At 67.3% G+C, this 16,236-nt stretch carries 13 protein-coding genes and 1 pseudogene; 9 read left to right on the top strand and 5 right to left on the bottom strand.

Annotated features, from left to right (window positions below; all coding sequences use genetic code 11):
- Positions 1–86: 86 nt before the first annotated feature.
- From grxD to purB, 3 genes are all read right to left on the bottom strand, one after another.
- Positions 87–422 (bottom strand): Grx4 family monothiol glutaredoxin, encoded by a 336-nt coding sequence (gene grxD / locus ACWPN3_RS26950; RefSeq protein WP_085088255.1) that lies wholly within the window; start codon positions 420–422, stop codon positions 87–89.
- An 87-nt stretch (positions 423–509) separates the two neighbouring features.
- Positions 510–749: a BolA family protein gene (locus ACWPN3_RS26955; RefSeq protein ID WP_012973287.1), complete on the bottom strand. Its 240-nt coding sequence runs from the start codon at positions 747–749 to the stop codon at positions 510–512.
- Positions 750–911: 162 nt separating this feature from the next.
- A complete protein-coding gene (gene purB, locus ACWPN3_RS26960; protein ID WP_492240081.1) occupies positions 912–2,207 on the bottom strand; it encodes an adenylosuccinate lyase in 1,296 nt (431 codons plus the stop codon).
- Between the two features lie 434 nt (positions 2,208–2,641).
- Between purB and ACWPN3_RS26965 the strand changes: the two genes are divergently transcribed.
- Complete coding sequence (locus ACWPN3_RS26965; protein WP_492240082.1) at positions 2,642–5,914, top strand: bifunctional diguanylate cyclase/phosphodiesterase; 3,273 nt, start codon at positions 2,642–2,644, stop codon at positions 5,912–5,914.
- Between the two features lie 34 nt (positions 5,915–5,948).
- On the opposite strand, the gene ACWPN3_RS26970 is transcribed toward ACWPN3_RS26965, so the two are convergent.
- A complete protein-coding gene (locus ACWPN3_RS26970) occupies positions 5,949–6,707 on the bottom strand; it encodes a M48 family metallopeptidase (protein WP_492240083.1) in 759 nt (252 codons plus the stop codon).
- 277 nt (positions 6,708–6,984) lie between these two features.
- Here ACWPN3_RS26970 and ACWPN3_RS26975 point away from each other — a divergent pair, with 277 nt between their 5' ends.
- From ACWPN3_RS26975 to ACWPN3_RS26995, 5 genes and pseudogenes are all read left to right on the top strand, one after another.
- Positions 6,985–8,589, top strand: a complete 1,605-nt coding sequence (locus tag ACWPN3_RS26975; protein WP_492261841.1) for a PAS domain-containing sensor histidine kinase — start codon at positions 6,985–6,987, stop codon at positions 8,587–8,589.
- Positions 8,590–8,873: 284 nt separating this feature from the next.
- Entirely contained in the window at positions 8,874–10,229 is a 1,356-nt protein-coding gene (gene ugpB, locus ACWPN3_RS26980; protein ID WP_492240086.1) for a sn-glycerol-3-phosphate ABC transporter substrate-binding protein UgpB, read from the top strand.
- 80 nt (positions 10,230–10,309) lie between these two features.
- Positions 10,310–11,195: pseudogene (gene ugpA, locus ACWPN3_RS26985) on the top strand (sn-glycerol-3-phosphate ABC transporter permease UgpA).
- Positions 11,192–12,040: a sn-glycerol-3-phosphate ABC transporter permease UgpE gene (gene ugpE, locus ACWPN3_RS26990; RefSeq protein WP_109096929.1), complete on the top strand. Its 849-nt coding sequence runs from the start codon at positions 11,192–11,194 to the stop codon at positions 12,038–12,040. Before ugpA ends, ugpE begins: the two are co-directional and overlap by 4 nt.
- A 25-nt stretch (positions 12,041–12,065) precedes the next feature.
- Positions 12,066–13,142, top strand: a complete 1,077-nt coding sequence (locus ACWPN3_RS26995; RefSeq protein WP_492240087.1) for a sn-glycerol-3-phosphate import ATP-binding protein UgpC — start codon at positions 12,066–12,068, stop codon at positions 13,140–13,142.
- Positions 13,143–13,163: 21 nt separating this feature from the next.
- Here ACWPN3_RS26995 and ACWPN3_RS27000 read toward each other — a convergent pair whose 3' ends face one another.
- On the bottom strand, positions 13,164–13,352 hold the full coding sequence (locus ACWPN3_RS27000) for a DUF1674 domain-containing protein (RefSeq protein ID WP_492240088.1): 189 nt from the start codon (positions 13,350–13,352) through the stop codon (positions 13,164–13,166).
- Positions 13,353–13,456: 104 nt separating this feature from the next.
- Here ACWPN3_RS27000 and htpX point away from each other — a divergent pair, with 104 nt between their 5' ends.
- The 3 genes from htpX (at position 13,457) to ACWPN3_RS27015 (ending at position 16,234) form a co-directional block, all read left to right on the top strand.
- Entirely contained in the window at positions 13,457–14,455 is a 999-nt protein-coding gene (htpX, locus tag ACWPN3_RS27005; RefSeq protein WP_492240089.1) for a zinc metalloprotease HtpX, read from the top strand.
- A 101-nt stretch (positions 14,456–14,556) separates the two neighbouring features.
- A complete protein-coding gene (locus tag ACWPN3_RS27010; protein WP_109445303.1) occupies positions 14,557–15,489 on the top strand; it encodes a DHH family phosphoesterase in 933 nt (310 codons plus the stop codon).
- Between the two features lie 19 nt (positions 15,490–15,508).
- Complete coding sequence (locus ACWPN3_RS27015; protein WP_492240090.1) at positions 15,509–16,234, top strand: hypothetical protein; 726 nt, start codon at positions 15,509–15,511, stop codon at positions 16,232–16,234.
- Positions 16,235–16,236: the final 2 nt, after the last annotated feature.

A 16,236-nucleotide genomic window follows, 5' to 3' on the forward strand; every position in this document is an offset into this window, starting at 1 on the left:
AAATGCCCGGCATGGAAAAGGTGCCGGGCATGAAAAAGCCCCGCCGGAGCGGGGCTTTTCCGTTTCTCACCGGACCGGCGATGCGGTCAGGCGGCGGTGGCGACGCCCTTGTCGGCCATCAGGGTCTGCAACTCGCCCGACTCGTACATCTCGCGGACGATGTCGCAGCCGCCGACCAGCTCGCCCTTGACGTAGAGCTGCGGGAAGGTCGGCCAGTTCGAGTATTCCTTCAGGCCCTGGCGCAGGCCCGGGTCCTCCAGGATGTTGACGCCCTTGAACTTGACGCCGGTGTGGCTGAGCACCTGGACGACGGCGGCGGAGAAGCCGCACTGCGGGAACACCGGGGTCCCCTTCATGTACAGCACGACATCGTTGTTCTTGATGTCCTGCTCGATGCGCTCGACGACGTTCTGATCGACCATGACCTGATAACCCTTCCGATTAAGGCCCGGCGGCGCCGGGGCCTTGTCCGTTGCAACTTTGATCAGGCGCCTTCCGGCAGCCTTGCGTCAGGCGCCTTCCGGCACCGCGGTGGTCAGCGCCAGGGCGTGCAGTTCGCCGCCCATCTTTCCCTGGAGGGATGCGTAGACCATCTGGTGCTGCTGCACCCGGCTCTTGCCCTTGAAGGCGGCGGAGGTGACGAGCGCGGCATAGTGGTCGCCGTCGCCGCGCAGGTCCGCGATCTCCACGACCGCGTCCGGGATGCCTTCCTTGATGAGCTTTTCGATCGTGGCGGCTTCCATCGCCATGGGTCTGGTCCTCGCTCTGTTCAGGATTGCCCCGCCCGGGCACACGCTTATCGAGATAGAGTAGGTGCGGCCGGGCCGTTTGTCATCCACCGGCAAGTCTTTGCCGCCCTGCGGAAGACGCCGTAACGGCCCGGACGCCCCTCATTCAACAGGAGACGCCTGTTATTCGCCGAACACGCGCTTGAACACCGTGTCGACATGCTTGGTGTGGTAGGTCATGTCGAACATCGGCTCCAGCTTGTCGCGGCCGATGTGCTTGGCGATGTCGGCGTCGTTCGACAGCAGGTCCAGATAGTTGCCGCCCTTCTCCCACACCTGCATGGCGTTGCGCTGCACCGCCTTGTAGCTGTCCTCGCGGCTCATGCCGGCCTGGGTCAGGGCCAGCAGGACGCGCTGCGAGAAGACCAGCCCGCCCAGGTCGTCCAGGTTCTTCTGCATGCGCTCCGGATAGACCACCAGCTTTTCCATCATGCCGGTCAGGCGCACCAGGGCGAAGTCCAGCGTGACGGTGGCGTCGGGGCCGATCATCCGCTCGACCGAGCTGTGGGAGATGTCGCGCTCGTGCCACAGCGCGACGTTCTCCAGTGCCGGGACGACGGCGGCGCGCACGATGCGGGCCAGGCCGGTCAGGTTCTCCGACAGCACCGGGTTGCGCTTGTGCGGCATCGCCGACGAGCCCTTCTGGCCGGGGTGGAAATACTCCTCCGCCTCGCGCACCTCGGTGCGCTGCAGGTGGCGGATTTCCGTGGCCAGATTCTCGACGCTCGACGCGATCACGCCCAGCACGGAGAAGAAGAAGGCGTGGCGGTCGCGCGGGATGACCTGGGTCGACACCGGCTCCACCGACAGGCCGAGCTTGGCGGCGACATGCTCCTCCACCCGCGGATCGATGTTGGCGAAGGTGCCGACGGCGCCGGAGATGGCGCAGGTGGCGATGTCCTGGCGCGCCTGGACCAGACGCTCGCGCCCACGGGCGAAGGCGGCGTAATGGCCGGCCAGCTTCAGGCCGAAGGTCGTCGGCTCGGCATGGATGCCGTGGCTGCGGCCGATGGTGACGGTGTTCTTGTGCTCATAGGCCCGGCGCTTCAGCGCGGCCAGCAGGGCGTCCATGTCGGCCAGCAGCAGGTCGGCGGCCTGGGTCAGCTGGACGGCGAGGCAGGTGTCCAGCACGTCCGACGAGGTCATGCCCTGGTGGACGAAGCGGGCTTCCGGACCGACATATTCGGCGAGGTTGGTCAGGAAGGCGATGACGTCGTGCCGGGTCTCGCGCTCGATCTCGTCGATGCGGTCGATCTCCCACTTGCCGCGCTCCCACACCGCCTTGGCGGCCTCCTTCGGGATCACGCCCAGCTCGGCCTGCGCGTCGCAGGCGTGCGCCTCGATCTCGAACCAGATGCGGAAGCGGTTCTCCGGCTCCCAGATGCGGGCCATTTCGGGGCGGGTATAGCGGGGGATCATCGGCACTCTCCGGAGGATGCTGGCGCTGGAAAAGGAGCGGCTGCAGGTCTGATAGCACGCGCGCGCGACCATAGCGGTGCCGGGGGGCGTTTTAAAGCCTCGCGATGGCCCGATCCGTCCGCCCAACCGGCTTGTCTGCCCGCTCCGCTGTTGGCGGCATTAATCTTCACGGGCGAATCTTTGCCAGCCTAAGGGAATCCGCGCCTAACGTTGCGCGGGCGGACTTTCCATCAATTCCCTGTCAACATAGGGATCCGCACGCCACCGTCCATCCAGACGCGAGGAAAACAGTCAAAGAGTCGCGCCTGGGTGGATTTGATTTGCTTGCAGTTGAATCCGCGCGAGCATTAAGCAACACTTGCACAGCGCATCGGGACCGGCCCCAGCCGGTTTCCGCGAGTTCCGCCGAACAGGCCATCCGAAGGGAGCCCTTCTTGTCCGACCCCGTCGCCGAGCTGGTCCGTGCGCCGTCGCGCTCGTCCGACGAGGCCCGGCTCTACCGCCTGCAATTCCTGGCGTCGATGGCGCTGGTCTCGGCGCTCGTCCTCGGGCTCGGCCTCTATTTCGTCTGGCAGCATTGGGCCGACTTGGAGCACGACCTCCAGCAGAGCGAGGCGCGCTATGTCGAGGAGCAGCACCAGGCCCTGGTGCAGGAGGTGGAGAACGCGCAGTCCTACCTCGCCTACATGCGCTCGCGCGTCGAACCGCTGCTGAAGGAGCAGCTGCGCGCCCAGGTGGACGAGGCCTATTCCATCGCCCGCAGCGTCCATGACCGGGAAAAGGACATCCTGCCCGAAGCGTCGGTGAAGGAATCGATCAAACAGACGCTGCGGCCGCTGCGCTTCTCCGGCGGGCGCGGCTACTACTTCATCAACGACCTGAACGGCGAATCGGTGCTGATGCCGGTCGACCCGGCGCGGGAGGGGACCTCTCCCTTCTCCGCTCCCGATCCGCAAGGGGCCGCGGTGATGCGCGAGCTGATGCGGGCCGTCCAGGATCCCAGCCTGCGCGGCTTCGCCCGCTATCGCTGGCGCATGCCGGACGATCCGGTCCAAACTGGCGACAGATCGGCCGTGGACAAGATGGCCTTCGTCCGCCGCTTTGAACCCTATGACTGGGTGATCGGCGCCAGCGACGCGCTGGGAGCGGTGGAGGCGCGGTTGCAGCACGAATCGCTGGAGCGTCTGCGCGCCTTCCGCTTCGGGGAAACCGGCTATGTCGGGGTGCTGCGCCAGGACGGGCAGGTGCTGCTGTCGCCCACCGCCCCGGCGTCGGAGGGGATGAACGCCCGCGACCTGCCATGGAAGACCGAGCGCGACCTCGTCACCCGGTTGCTGGAACTCGGACGCCAGGGCGGCGGCGAGCTGCGCTATGACTGGATCCATCCGGTCACCGCCCGGCCGACCCCGAAAATGGCCTATGTCTCGGCCCCCAGCGTCTGGGGCTGGATCCTGGTCGCCGGCTTCTACATCGACGATGTCGGCAAGGAGATGGAGGTCCGCCGGGCGGAAATCAGCCGCGGCGTCAACCAGCGGGTCTGGACCACGGTGGCGGTGCTGGCCGTGGCGCTGGCGGCGTCGGTCGGCGTGTCATGGCTGGTCACCGGCTGGATCCGGCGCATCGTCGGCGGCTATCAGCTGCGGGTCAGGCACAGCGACAGCATGCTGCGCGAACGGGCGCGTCAGCTGTATCTCGCCAACTTCTTCATCGACCATGTGTCGGAGATCGTCGTGCTGGCCGACGCCGGCCTGCGCATCGCCTACATCAATCCCTTCGGCTGCCAGGCCCTGGGCGGAACGCTGGAAGACCTCGTGATGGGGCAGGCCGATCTGCTGAAGCGCTTCGCCGCCGAGGGCGAGGCCGCGGCCAGCCATTACGAGACCGCCTACCGCACCGCCGACGGCCGCACGCTGGAGCTGGAGGTCACCGCCAGCCGCATCACCTACGAAGGCGACGTCTATTACTCGGCCATCGCCCGCGACATCAGCGAGCGCAAGCGGGCGGAGTGGCAGCTCCGCCTGTCGGCCAAGGTGTTCGACAATGCGGCCGAGGGCATGTTCGTCGCCAACGAACACCGGCAGATCGTCGCCGCCAACGACGCCTTCTCCCGCATCACCGGCTACGATCGGGACGAGGTGCTGGGCCGGGGCCCCGACTTCCTGCGCTCCGACCGCAATCCCTCCGGCTTCTATGAGGAGCTGTGGGCGCAGCTGCTCGAAAACGGCCATTGGGCCGGCGAGATCTGGAGCACCCGCAAGAACGGCGAGGTGTTCCCGGAGTGGCTGAGCGTCAAGCTGGTCTGCAACGAGGACGGCGCCGTCGCCAACTATATCGCGGCCTTCAGCGACATCACCGCGACCAGGGCGCAGGAGGAGCGCATCCGCCATCTGGCGCAGTTCGATTTCCTGACCGACCTGCCCAACCGCTTCCTGCTGCGCGACCGGCTGGAGCGCGCGATGCTGGCCGCCGGGCGCCACGGCACCAAGGTCGGGCTGCTGTTCGTCGATCTCGACCGCTTCAAGACGATCAACGACAGCCTGGGACATCAGGTCGGCGACGACCTGCTGCGCGAGGTGGCCGGGCGGCTGACCGGCACCGTGCGGGCGGGCGACACCGTCAGCCGCCAGGGCGGCGACGAGTTCATCATCCTGATCGGCGACATGGGCAGCCCCGACGCGGCGGACATCGTCGCGCGCAAGGTCCTGCACACCCTGTCTGAACCCTATCTGATCGACGGGCACGAGTTGCGGGTCACGCCCTCCATCGGCATCGCCATCTACCCCGACGACGGCACCGACATCGACGGGCTGCTGAAAAGCGCCGACATGGCGATGTATGCCGCGAAGGATGCCGGGCGCGCCACCTACCAGTTCTTCACGCCGGAGCTGAACCGCCGCGCGTCGGACCGGATGTGGACCGAAAACAACCTGCGCCGGGCGCTCGCCAACAACGAACTGGAACTGCATTTCCAGCCGCAGTTCTCCATGGACGGCCGCCGGCTGATCGGGGCGGAGGCGCTGGTGCGCTGGCGCCAGCCCGACGGCACGCTGATCATGCCCGGCCAGTTCATCCCGGTGGCCGAGGATACCGGCCTGATCCTGCCTCTGGGCGATTGGGTGCTGGGCGAGGCCTGCCGCCGCGCGGCCGAACTGCTGCGCCACCATGACCTGCTGATCGCCATCAACCTGTCGGCGGTGCAGGTGCGCCGTCCGGGACTGGCGGAGCGGGTGGCCGGCTGGCTGTCGGCCTACGGCATCCCGCCCTCGGCACTGGAGCTGGAGGTGACGGAAAGCGTCCTGATGGACGAGTCCGACGTGGTGTCGGAAACCTTCTCGCGGCTGCGCGAGCTGGGGGTGCCGGTCGCCATCGACGATTTCGGCACCGGCTATTCCTCGCTGGCCTATCTGAAGCGCTTCCGCGTCGACAAGCTGAAGATCGACCGCAGCTTCGTCAGCGGCCTGCGCGCCGGCAACCCGGACAGCGGCGCCATCGCCGAGGCGATCATCGGCATGGCGCGGTCCTTGCGCATGCAGACGCTGGCCGAAGGGGTGGAGACCGAGGAGCAGTATGGCTGCCTCGCCGAGATGGGCTGCGACCAGTGCCAGGGCTATCTGCTGGGCCGCCCGATGCCCTACGAGGATTTCCTGGAGTTCGTCCGCCGCGACGCAGCGGCAGCCGAGCCGCGGGTGGCCGAACCGGTGGGTTAGGCGGTCGATCAGGGCAGGCGTCACCCACCGGGCGTCACCCGTACCGCAGCAGCCGCGTACCGTTCGCCTTCAGCCAGGCCCGCGGCCAGTCCACGCCGCTGCCGTCCGTCAGGCTGGCGCACAGCGCCCAGAAGCGCGGCGAGTGGTTCATCTCGCGCAGATGGGCCACCTCGTGGCCGACCACGTAATCCAGCACCGGCTCCGGCGTCAGGATCAGCCGCCAGGAGAAGGACAGCCGGCCGGTGGACGAGCAGCTGCCCCAGCGGCTTTTGGTGTCGCGGATCGTGACCGCCGCCACGCGGGCGCCGATGACCGCGGCCTTCAGCCGGGCACGGGTCGCCAGCTCGCGCTTGGCCTCCGCGGTCAGGAAATCGCGGATGCGGCGGGCGACATGCTCGGGCTGGCCGCCGACCAGCAGGGCACCGTCCTCAAGGCGCGTCGGGCCGCGCATGGCAGGGTCGTGGCGGATGACATGCTCGATGCCGAGATAGGGCACGCTGGCGCCGTCGGCGAAGGGCAGGGACGGCGGCATCGCCGCCAGCCGCGCCCGCAGCCAGCCGTCATGCCGGCCGACGAACTGGCGGGCATCGGTTTCCGACACGCCGACCGGCACCACCACCTGGACCAGCCCGCGTCCGGCATCGACACGCAGGGTCATGCGGGTCGCACGCGCGCTTTCCCGCAGCTCCAGCGGAATCGGCAGGCCGGATATCTCCAGCGCGCGGGGCGGCTGGGGCGGCCGGGCGGCGGATCGCTTGCGGCGACGCACAAGGGTGGGGAGGCGTTGCACCATGCCGTCTTATAGCGCGGCCACTGCCGGCTGCGGAAGCATCCTCCGCCCTTTGTCTGAATGGTGCCGCGGTCCGGTTTCGGCTTAAAGCATTAGGGCTTTTGAACGATCCCGGCCTATGGGATCGACTGAGGTCACATTTGACACGATCGATCGGGGCACAAGATAAAGCAGAGGTAACGCGGTGGTCTGTAGACCTCCCATTTGCCGCCGGTTCACATGTTCGTTTGCCTATGGTTGTTCCGTTAGCCTCGCCCCTTAGCATTGCCGAGTACATGCCATGCCCCTCATCCCTGGAAAGACTCCGACACGTGAGGATTGGCTGGACACACTGCTGTCGGCCAGCGCTTCTCCCCAGGCCCTGCTTGGCGAGGACGGGCGCGTGCTGGTGGCAAATCCGGCCTTCGCCATCCTGATCGGCCATGGGCCGGGCAGGGTGGAGGGGCTGTCGCTGGCGGAGGCCGGGCTGCCGGCCGGAACGGCCGAAGCGATCGACGGGCTGCGGCGGCGGGTGATGGCGACCGGCACGCCTGCCTCCGCCACCGGACCACTTCCCGGCTTTCCCGTCACGCCGGCATTGACGCCGGTCACGGGCGCCGATGGCCGTATCCACGCGGTGGCTCTCGTGGCCGACGCCGGGGCGGCCGCCTTGGCGCAAGCAAGGGCGGAGGCGGCGCAGGCCCGCGCCGATGCCGAGCGCGCCCGCACCGCCAAGGGCAAGTTCCTGTCGGCGGCCAGCCACGACCTGCGCCAGCCCTTCCAGGCGATGCACCTGTTCCACCATCTGTTGAGCGGCAGGCTGACCGATCCGGCCTCCATCGAGCTGGCGAACAAGCTGGAGCAGGCGATCCTCGGCGGCGAGGCGCTGCTGCGCGCCCTGCTGGAGGTCTCGGCGCTGGAGGCCGGGCTGGTCACCGCCAAGCCGCAGACCTTCCCGGTCGACGAACTGTTCGCCAAGATGCTGGAGGAGTTCGGCCCGGAGGCGGAGGCGAAGGGGCTACGCCTGAACATCCACCCGTTCGACGCCCACATCACCAGCGACCCGGCGCTGATGGAACGGCTGCTGCGGCCGATAATGGCCAACGCCCTGCGCTACACGCTGAAGGGCGGAGTCCTGCTGGCGGCACGGCGGCGCGGCGAGTTCCTGCGCATCGAGGTTTGGGACACCGGTGTCGGCATCGACCCGTCCAACCATGCCGTGATCTTTGAGGATTTCCACCAGCTCGGCAATCCGGGGCGCGACCGCAAGCAGGGTCTGGGTCTAGGCCTTGCCATCGTGCGGCGGCTGGGGCAGGTGCTGGGGCATCCGGTGACGGTGCGCTCCAGGCTCGGCAAGGGCTCCGTCTTCGCGGTGGAGGTGCCGCTGGCCGGCAATGACGGCGACCGCTCGGGCGACGAGTTCGGCGACAGCGAGCCGGAGCCGGCGGCCGGGCGGTCGTCCTTCGCTGCCGCTCCTGCGGTGACCGGCACGGTGCTGGTGATCGAGGACGACGCGGTGCAGCTTGAGGGGATCGGGTTGTTGCTGCGCGGCTGGGGCTATGCGGTCATCCCCGCCCGCGGCATCGACGAAGCCTGTGCCGGGCTGGGGGGCGGTGCTGCGGCGCCCGACCTCGTGCTGTCCGACCTGCGGCTGTCGGGACCGGAGACCGGCATCGACGCCATCCAGGCGGTCCGTGCCCGCTGCGGCCGGCGGGTGCCGGGCGTCATCGTCACCGGCGACACCGACCCCGACCGGCTGCGCAGCGTCGACCGCAGCGGCTTTCCCCTGGTCCACAAGCCCTGCGATCCGGCCGCCCTGCGCCGCCTGTTGAGCCGCAGCCTGATGGCCGGACGGGCGGGGGCTCCGGCACCCATCCGCCGGACGGATGCCGCCTGCCCGCGTTAGCCGTTCCGCACTTGCGCGTTTTCGCTCTGCAACATTCCATCGCCGCGATTTTCACGTCACAAAACTGTAATGCGACGCCTTGACAGACCCTCGTGTGCGTGCGCAGTGTGACGGTTAGAGCAACCAAACAGTTTCGGAAGCGATCATCACGCTGCCGGTCTTTTTCGCAATCGCACACAGCAACGTTGGCGATTGCCACCAAAACTTCACGAAAGCGTCGCGGGACGGCAACCCGTTGCCCTCATGACAACCGCGAACCATACCGGGATAGGGAGACCCACCGCATGTTGACCCGCCGCAAGCTTGCCCTCCTGACGGGCGCCGCCTCCGCTTCCGCCCTGCTGTTCGCCGCGGCATTGCCGGGTTCGGCGCTCGCGCAGCAGAAGACCGTGGTCGATTTCTGGCACGGCCTGCCGCAGCCGCTGGGCGGCCAGCTGGAGCAGATTGCCAAGGACTTCAACGACAGCCAGCAGGCGGTCCAGGTCAACGCCTCCTACAAGGGCAGCTATCCGGAGACGATGCAGGCGGCCATCGCCGCCTTCCGCGCCGGCAACGCGCCGCACATCGTGCAGATGTTCGAGGTCGGGACCGCCACCATGATGGCCGCCGGTCCGGCGGTGAAGCCGGTCTACCAGCTGATGCAGGAGACGGGCGCGTCCTTCGACGCCGACGCCTACATCCCGGCGGTGAAGGGGTATTACTCGTCCAAGGACGGGAAGATGATGGCGTTGCCGTTCAACAGCTCCAGCACCATCATGTTCTACAACAAGGACGCCTTCCAGAAGGCCGGCCTCGATCCCAACAAGCCGCCGGCGACCTGGCCGGAGATGATCGAGGCGACGAAGAAGCTGAAGGCCTCGGGCTCCACCTGTCCGTTCACCACCGCCTGGCCGGTGTGGGCGCAGTTCGAACAGCTGGGCGCCATCCACAACACGCCCTTCGCCAGCCAGGCCAACGGCTTCGGCGGCCTGAACGCCGAGCTGAAGATCGACGCCCCGCTCTACGTCAAGCATGTCCAGACGCTGATCGACATGCAGAAGGACGGCCTGTTCAAGTATGGCGGCCGCGACAACAAGCCCGACGCCCTGTTCCCGTCGGGCGAATGCGCGATGATCCACGCCTCGTCGGGCCTGCGCAGCCGCATCCTGAAGGAGGCGACCTTCGCCTGGGGTGCCGCTCCGCTGCCCTACTGGCCGGAATTTGCCAAGGACGGCCCGAAGAACAGCATCATCGGCGGCGCCGCCTTCTGGGTGATGACCTCGCCCAAGCGCACGCCGGCCGAATACAAGGCGGTGTCGCAGTTCTTCACCTATCTCGCCCGGCCCGAGGTCGATGCCAAGTGGCACATGGACACCGGCTATGTCCCGGTGACGATGAAGGGCTTCGACCTCGCCAAGGCGCAGGGCTATTACGAGAAGAATCCCGGCGCCGACGTGCCGGCCGCCCAGCTGACCCGGACGCCGACCACCGAGAACAGCATGGGCCTGCGGCTGGGCAACCTGCCGGAAATCCGCAACATCATCCAGGAAGAGCTTGAGAAGGCCTTCCAGGGCCAGCAGGACGCCAAGCAGGCCTTGGACGCCTCGATCAAGCGCGGCAACACCGTGCTGCGCAACTTCGAGCGCGCCAACAAGGGCTGAGATCGCCTGCAACACCATCCCTCTCCCGCCCGGTGGCGGGGGAGGGATGGCGCCGTTTACCATTGACGAAAGACCATCCTTTGCAGCGTCGCGTCACCTTCGACAACCGGCTGTTGCCCTACCTGCTGCTGGCGCCGCAGGTGGCCGTGACGCTGGTGTTCTTCATCTGGCCGGCCGCCAACGCGATCTGGCAGTCGGTGCATCTGCAGGACGCCTTCGGCATCCGCAGCGAATTCGTTCTGGTTCGAGAACTTCACCAATGTGCTGGGCGACCCGAACTATCTCGACACGCTGAAGGTCACGGTCGTCTTCAGCCTGGCGGTGACCGTGCTGGCGATGGGGCTGGCGCTGCTGTTGGCGGTGCTGGCCGATTCCAAGATCAAGGGTGCGCGGGCCTACAAGACGCTGCTGATCTGGCCCTATGCGCTGGCCCCGGCCGTCGCGGCGGTGCTGTGGATGTTCATCTTCAACCCCGACATCGGGTCCTTCGGCCGGGCGCTGCGGGCGCTGGGTTATGATTGGGATTACCGGCTGAACGGCGGGCAGGCGCTGACGATGGTGATCATGGCCGCCAGCTGGAAGCAGGTGTCCTACAATTTCATCTTCTTCCTGGCCGGATTGCAGGCGATCCCGCGGTCGGTGATGGAGGCGGCCAGCATCGACGGCGCCGGTCCGGTGCGGCGGTTCTGGACCATCACCTTCCCGCTGCTGTCGCCGACCACCTTCTTCCTGCTGGTGGTCGACATGGTCTACGCCTTCTTCGAAACCTTCGGCACCATCCATGCCCTGACCCAGGGCGGGCCGGGCAAGGCGACGGAGACGCTGATCTTCCGCGTCTATCAGGACGGCGTCGTCAACAACGACCTCGGCGGATCGTCGGCCCAGTCGGTAATCCTGATGGTGATCGTCATCGCGCTGACCGCGGTGCAGTTCCGCTTCGTCGAGCGCAAGGTCCACTACTCATGAAGCCGACCCGTTTCATCGATCTGCTGCCGCACATCGTCCTGATCGTCGGCGTCCTGATCTTCGCCTATCCGATCTATGTGACGCTGATCGGCTCCACCTGGGATTCCGGCACCATCGGCCGCGGCGGCCTGCCGCTGTGGCCGGGCGGGCAGGGGCTGACCAACTACGCCCAGGCCTGGGTGGGCGAGGCCGGCGACCGCGCCATGTACACGCCCGTCCGCACCATGATGCTGAACAGCCTGGTGATGGCGCTGTCCATCGCGCTGGGCAAGATCGCCATCTCAATCCTGTCGGCCTATGCGGTGGCCTTCTTCCGCTTTCCGCTGCGCATGGCCTTCTTCTGGCTGATCTTCATCACGCTGATGCTGCCGGTTGAGGTGCGGATCATCCCGACCTACAAGGTCGTCGCCGATCTGGGCCTGATCAACAGCTATGCCGGGCTCGCAATCCCGCTGATCGCCTCGGCCACCGCGACGCTGCTGTTCCGCCAGTTCTTCCTGACCATTCCGGACGAACTGCTGGAGGCGGCGAAGATCGACGGCGCCGGGCCGGTGCGCTTCTTCATCGACGTGGTGCTGCCGCTGTCGCGCACCAACATCGCCGCACTCTTCGTCATCCTCTTCATCTATGGCTGGAACCAGTATCTCTGGCCGCTCCTGGTCACCAGCAGCGGCGATATGGAGACCATCGTGACCGGCATCACCAAGATGATCGGCACCGGCGAATCGGCCAACGACTGGCACATCATCATGGCGACCACGGTGCTGGCGATGCTGCCGCCGGTGGCGGTGGTGGTGTTCATGCAGCGCTGGTTCGTCAAAGGTCTTGTGGACAGCGAAAAGTAAGCGCGGGCGAAGGGAAAGAAAAACAATGGCAACCGTTGAAATCCGCAACGTCCGCAAGTCCTACGGCCCGGTCGAAGCGATCAAGGGCATCGACATCGCGATCCAGGACGGGGAATTCCTCGTCCTGCTGGGGCCGTCGGGCTGCGGCAAGTCCACCCTGCTGCGCATGGTCGCCGGGCTGGAAGGCATCACCGGCGGCGAGATCGCCATCGGCGGGCGCGTGGTCAACCATCTGGACCCCAAGGACCGCGACATCGCGATGGTGTTCCAGAACTACGCGCTCTATCCGCACATGACGGTCTTCGACAACATGGCCTACGGCCTGAAGATCCGCGGAATTCCGAAGGCGGAAATCCGGGCGCGCGTCGACAAGGCGGCGACCATCCTCGAACTCGGCCGCTTCCTCGACCGCCGGCCGAGCCAACTGTCGGGCGGCCAGCGCCAGCGCGTCGCCATGGGGCGCGCCATCGTGCGCGAACCGGCCGCCTTCCTGTTCGACGAGCCGCTGTCTAACCTCGACGCCAAGCTGCGCACCCAGATGCGGGTGGAGATTAAGCGGCTTCAGGACCGGCTCGGCATCACCAGCCTCTACGTCACCCACGATCAGGTGGAGGCGATGACTCTGGCCGACCGCATCCTGGTGATGAACCATGGTGTCGCCGAACAGATCGGCACGCCGCTGGAGGTCTATCAGCGCCCGGCCAGCCTGTTCGTCGCCGGCTTCATCGGTTCGCCGCCGATGAATGTGCTGGACGGCCGCATCGACGACCGTGGCGAGGCGGTGCTGCTGCCCGGCGGCCAGCGCCTGGCCCTGCCGCAGCCGCGCCCGACCGACGCAGGCCGCCCGGTGAAGCTGGGCATCCGGCCGGAGCACATGGCCGTCGCCGCGGAGGGGCTCTCAGGCGGTTTCTCCATCGAGGTCGAGCTGGTCGAGGCGCTGGGCGCCGACACCGTGGTCTATGGCCGCCTGCCGGACGGCGAGAGCCTGCTGGTCCGCATGGCGGGCATCCCCACCGTGCGCGAGCGCGACCGGCTGACGGTCACCCCGCAGGACGGCGCCCTGCACCTGTTCGACGCGGTGACCGGCCGGCGGGTGGAGTGACCGGGTGCGGTCGCTCTCCGATCAGAAGTCCGAACAGCGTCCCTTGAACTCCCAGTCGCCGTAGCGGGTCGGCTCCGGCCCCTTCGGGCCGCCGATCTCGCCGGGCTTCTGTTCCGGTCCCTTGGTTTCCGTGGTGTCCGGAGTTGTCTGGTCGGACACCGCCTCGGCGGCGTCCTGCTGCGGCTTGGTCGGTTCGGTCATCATGTCCATCGCGATACTGCGGGTATCTTGAACGCGGGCGCGGCCCGGCCCCATATCTTTGCCATGTCCGGGATCGGAGCGGGTTACCCCGCTTCGGCCCATCCTGAACCGATATGGCGATCATGACCAGCTATCTGAAGACCACCATCCTCCTTGCCGGCCTGACGGCGATCTTCATGGCGGTCGGCTTCCTGCTGGGCGGCAAGACCGGCCTGATCATCGCCTTCGTCATGGCGCTGGGCATGAATTTGTTCAGCTACTGGAATTCGGGCGACATGGTGCTGTCGATGTACGGCGCCCGCGAGGTCGACGCCTATTCCGCCCCCGAATTCCATGGCATCGTCGCCCGGCTGGCGGAACGAGCCGGCCTGCCGATGCCGCGCGTCTACATCATCCAGAACGACCAGCCCAACGCCTTCGCCACCGGCCGCGATCCGGACCATGCGGCGGTCGCCGCCACCACCGGCCTGTTGCAGCGCCTGACGCCGGAGGAGATCGCCGGCGTGATGGCGCATGAGTTGGCCCATGTGAAGAACCGCGACACCCTGATCATGACGATCACCGCGACCATCGCCGGTGCGGTGTCGATGCTCGCCAACTTCGGCCTGTTCTTCGGCGGCTCCAGCAACGACGAGCGTGGCGGCAACCCGCTGGGCATGGTGGGCGCGATCCTGGCCGCCATCCTTGCTCCCATCGCCGCGACGCTGGTGCAGATGGCGATCAGCCGCACCCGCGAGTTCGAGGCCGACCGCATCGGCGCGGAGATCTGCGGCCGCCCCAACTGGCTGGCCGATGCCCTGACCAACATCCACAACAGCGCCAACCACATCCCCAATTATCAGGCGGAGGCGCATCCGGCGACCGCCCACCTGTTCATCGCCAATCCGCTCAGCGGCGCCAGCATGGCCAGCCTGTTCTCCACCCACCCCGACATGGGCGAGCGGGTGGCGCGGCTGCGCGCGATGGCCGCCCAGACTGGCGGCTTTACCGGCGGGTTCGGTGGGGGTGGCCGTGCGGCTCCGCCGCGTGACGGGCGCTCGCCCTGGGGCGCGCCGCCGCAAAGCAGCCAAGGCGGCTTCATGCCGCAGAACCGCCGCGGCCCCTGGGGCTGATCTCTCAGGCGGGCCTCTGGTAAAGCATTGCGCGCCGAAGGGGTAGGCGACTACCCTTCCGGCACGCGCTCAACCATGATGGTCGCCAGGGGATTTCTTGCATGTCCGACGCCGCGAAGTACCGCCTTGTCACCCGGTCCGATTTCGACGGGCTCGTCTGCGCCGTCCTGTTGAAGGAGCTGGGCATCCTCGACGAGATCAAGTTCGTCCATCCCAAGGACATGCAGGACGGCAAGATCGAGATCACCGACCGCGACATCACCACCAACCTGCCCTATGTCGACGGCGCCCATCTGGTGTTCGACCATCACCTGTCGGAAACCATGCGCGTCGGCGAGAAGCCCAACCACATCATCGACCCCAAGGCGCCGTCGGCCGCCCGCGTCGTCTATGACTACTATGGCGGGAAGGAGCGCTTTCCCACCATCTCCGACGAGATGATGGAAGCGGTCGATCAGGCCGACTCGGCGCAGTACCAGCGCGAGGACATCCTGAACCCGACCGGCTGGACCCTGCTGAACTTCATCATGGACGCGCGCACCGGCCTCGGCCGCTTCCGCGAGTTCCGGGTGTCGAACTACCAGCTGATGATGGATCTGATCGACTACTGCCGCAGCCACTCCATCGAGCAGATCCTGGACCTGCCCGACGTGAAGGAACGGGTGGAGCTTTACACCCAGCATGCCGAGCTGTTCGTCGATCAGCTGAAGCGCTGCGCCACCGTGCGCGGCAACGTCGTCGTACTCGACCTCCGCAAGGAGGAGACGATCTATGCCGGCAACCGCTTCATGATCTATGCGCTGTTCCCCGACACCAACGTGTCGATCCATGTCCTGTGGGGCCTGAAGCAGCAGAACACCGTGCTGGCCTGCGGCAAGTCGATCCTGGACCGCAGTTCCAAGACCGACATCGGCCCGCTGATGCTGGAGTATGGCGGCGGCGGCCATCAGGCGGCCGGCACCTGCCAGGTCGACAACGACCGGGCGGAAGAGGTACTGGAGGCGGTGGTCGCCCGCATGCGCGCGGACGGCTGAGCGTCACCGACCGGGTTTTGTGCGATTGAGCGCCTTTCTTCCTTTCTCCGACGACACTCTGTTCGATGCCGGCTGGCTGTCTGCCCTGTCCGACGAGGTGCCGAGGGCGGAGGCGCTCGACCGCGCCCGGCCGGTTGTCGCCGATGCCATCGCCCGCACCGGTGCGGCAGGGGCGGCGGCGCTGGCCGGCATCGAGGCGCTGGTGGCGGCAGCGGCGCTCGACGCCATCCCGGCCTTGCTGGCGGCGGAGACGGTGGAGTTGCCGGATGCCGCCGCGGCGAGCGAGCGCTCGATTCATGAGCTGATGAGCCGGGTCGCCTACAAGCGCCGCGAGCTGATGCCGCTGTTCCCCGAGCTGATCGAGCGGGTGGCCGCCGTCCATGCCGCCGCGATCCGGGCCTGTGGCACTGCCCGCTGGCGGCTGATGGCGGCGCGGGCGCGGATGCAGCCCGGCCGTCCGTCCAGCCCGATCCAGGGCGCCGGCACCCGCTATGTGAAGAGCGACCGCTTCGACGCCCGCGCCGCCGAGAGCCTTCCCGGCATCGACCGCACCCGCGCCGACCGCATCCTGAAGCGGCTGGGCGAGACGCCGGTTCCGGACGAGCTGGAGCTTCGCCCGCTGGACGGCGGCGGCGATCTCTGGACCATCAAGGCCGGTGGGGTCAGCCGCTTCATCCTGCGGGTCGAGCGCGACCGGCGGGGGCCGTTCTACATGGTGGAGGATGTCGGGCCGCAAGCGGCCTGACG

The sequence above is a fragment of the Azospirillum sp. UENF 111221 genome (genome assembly GCF_058780625.1).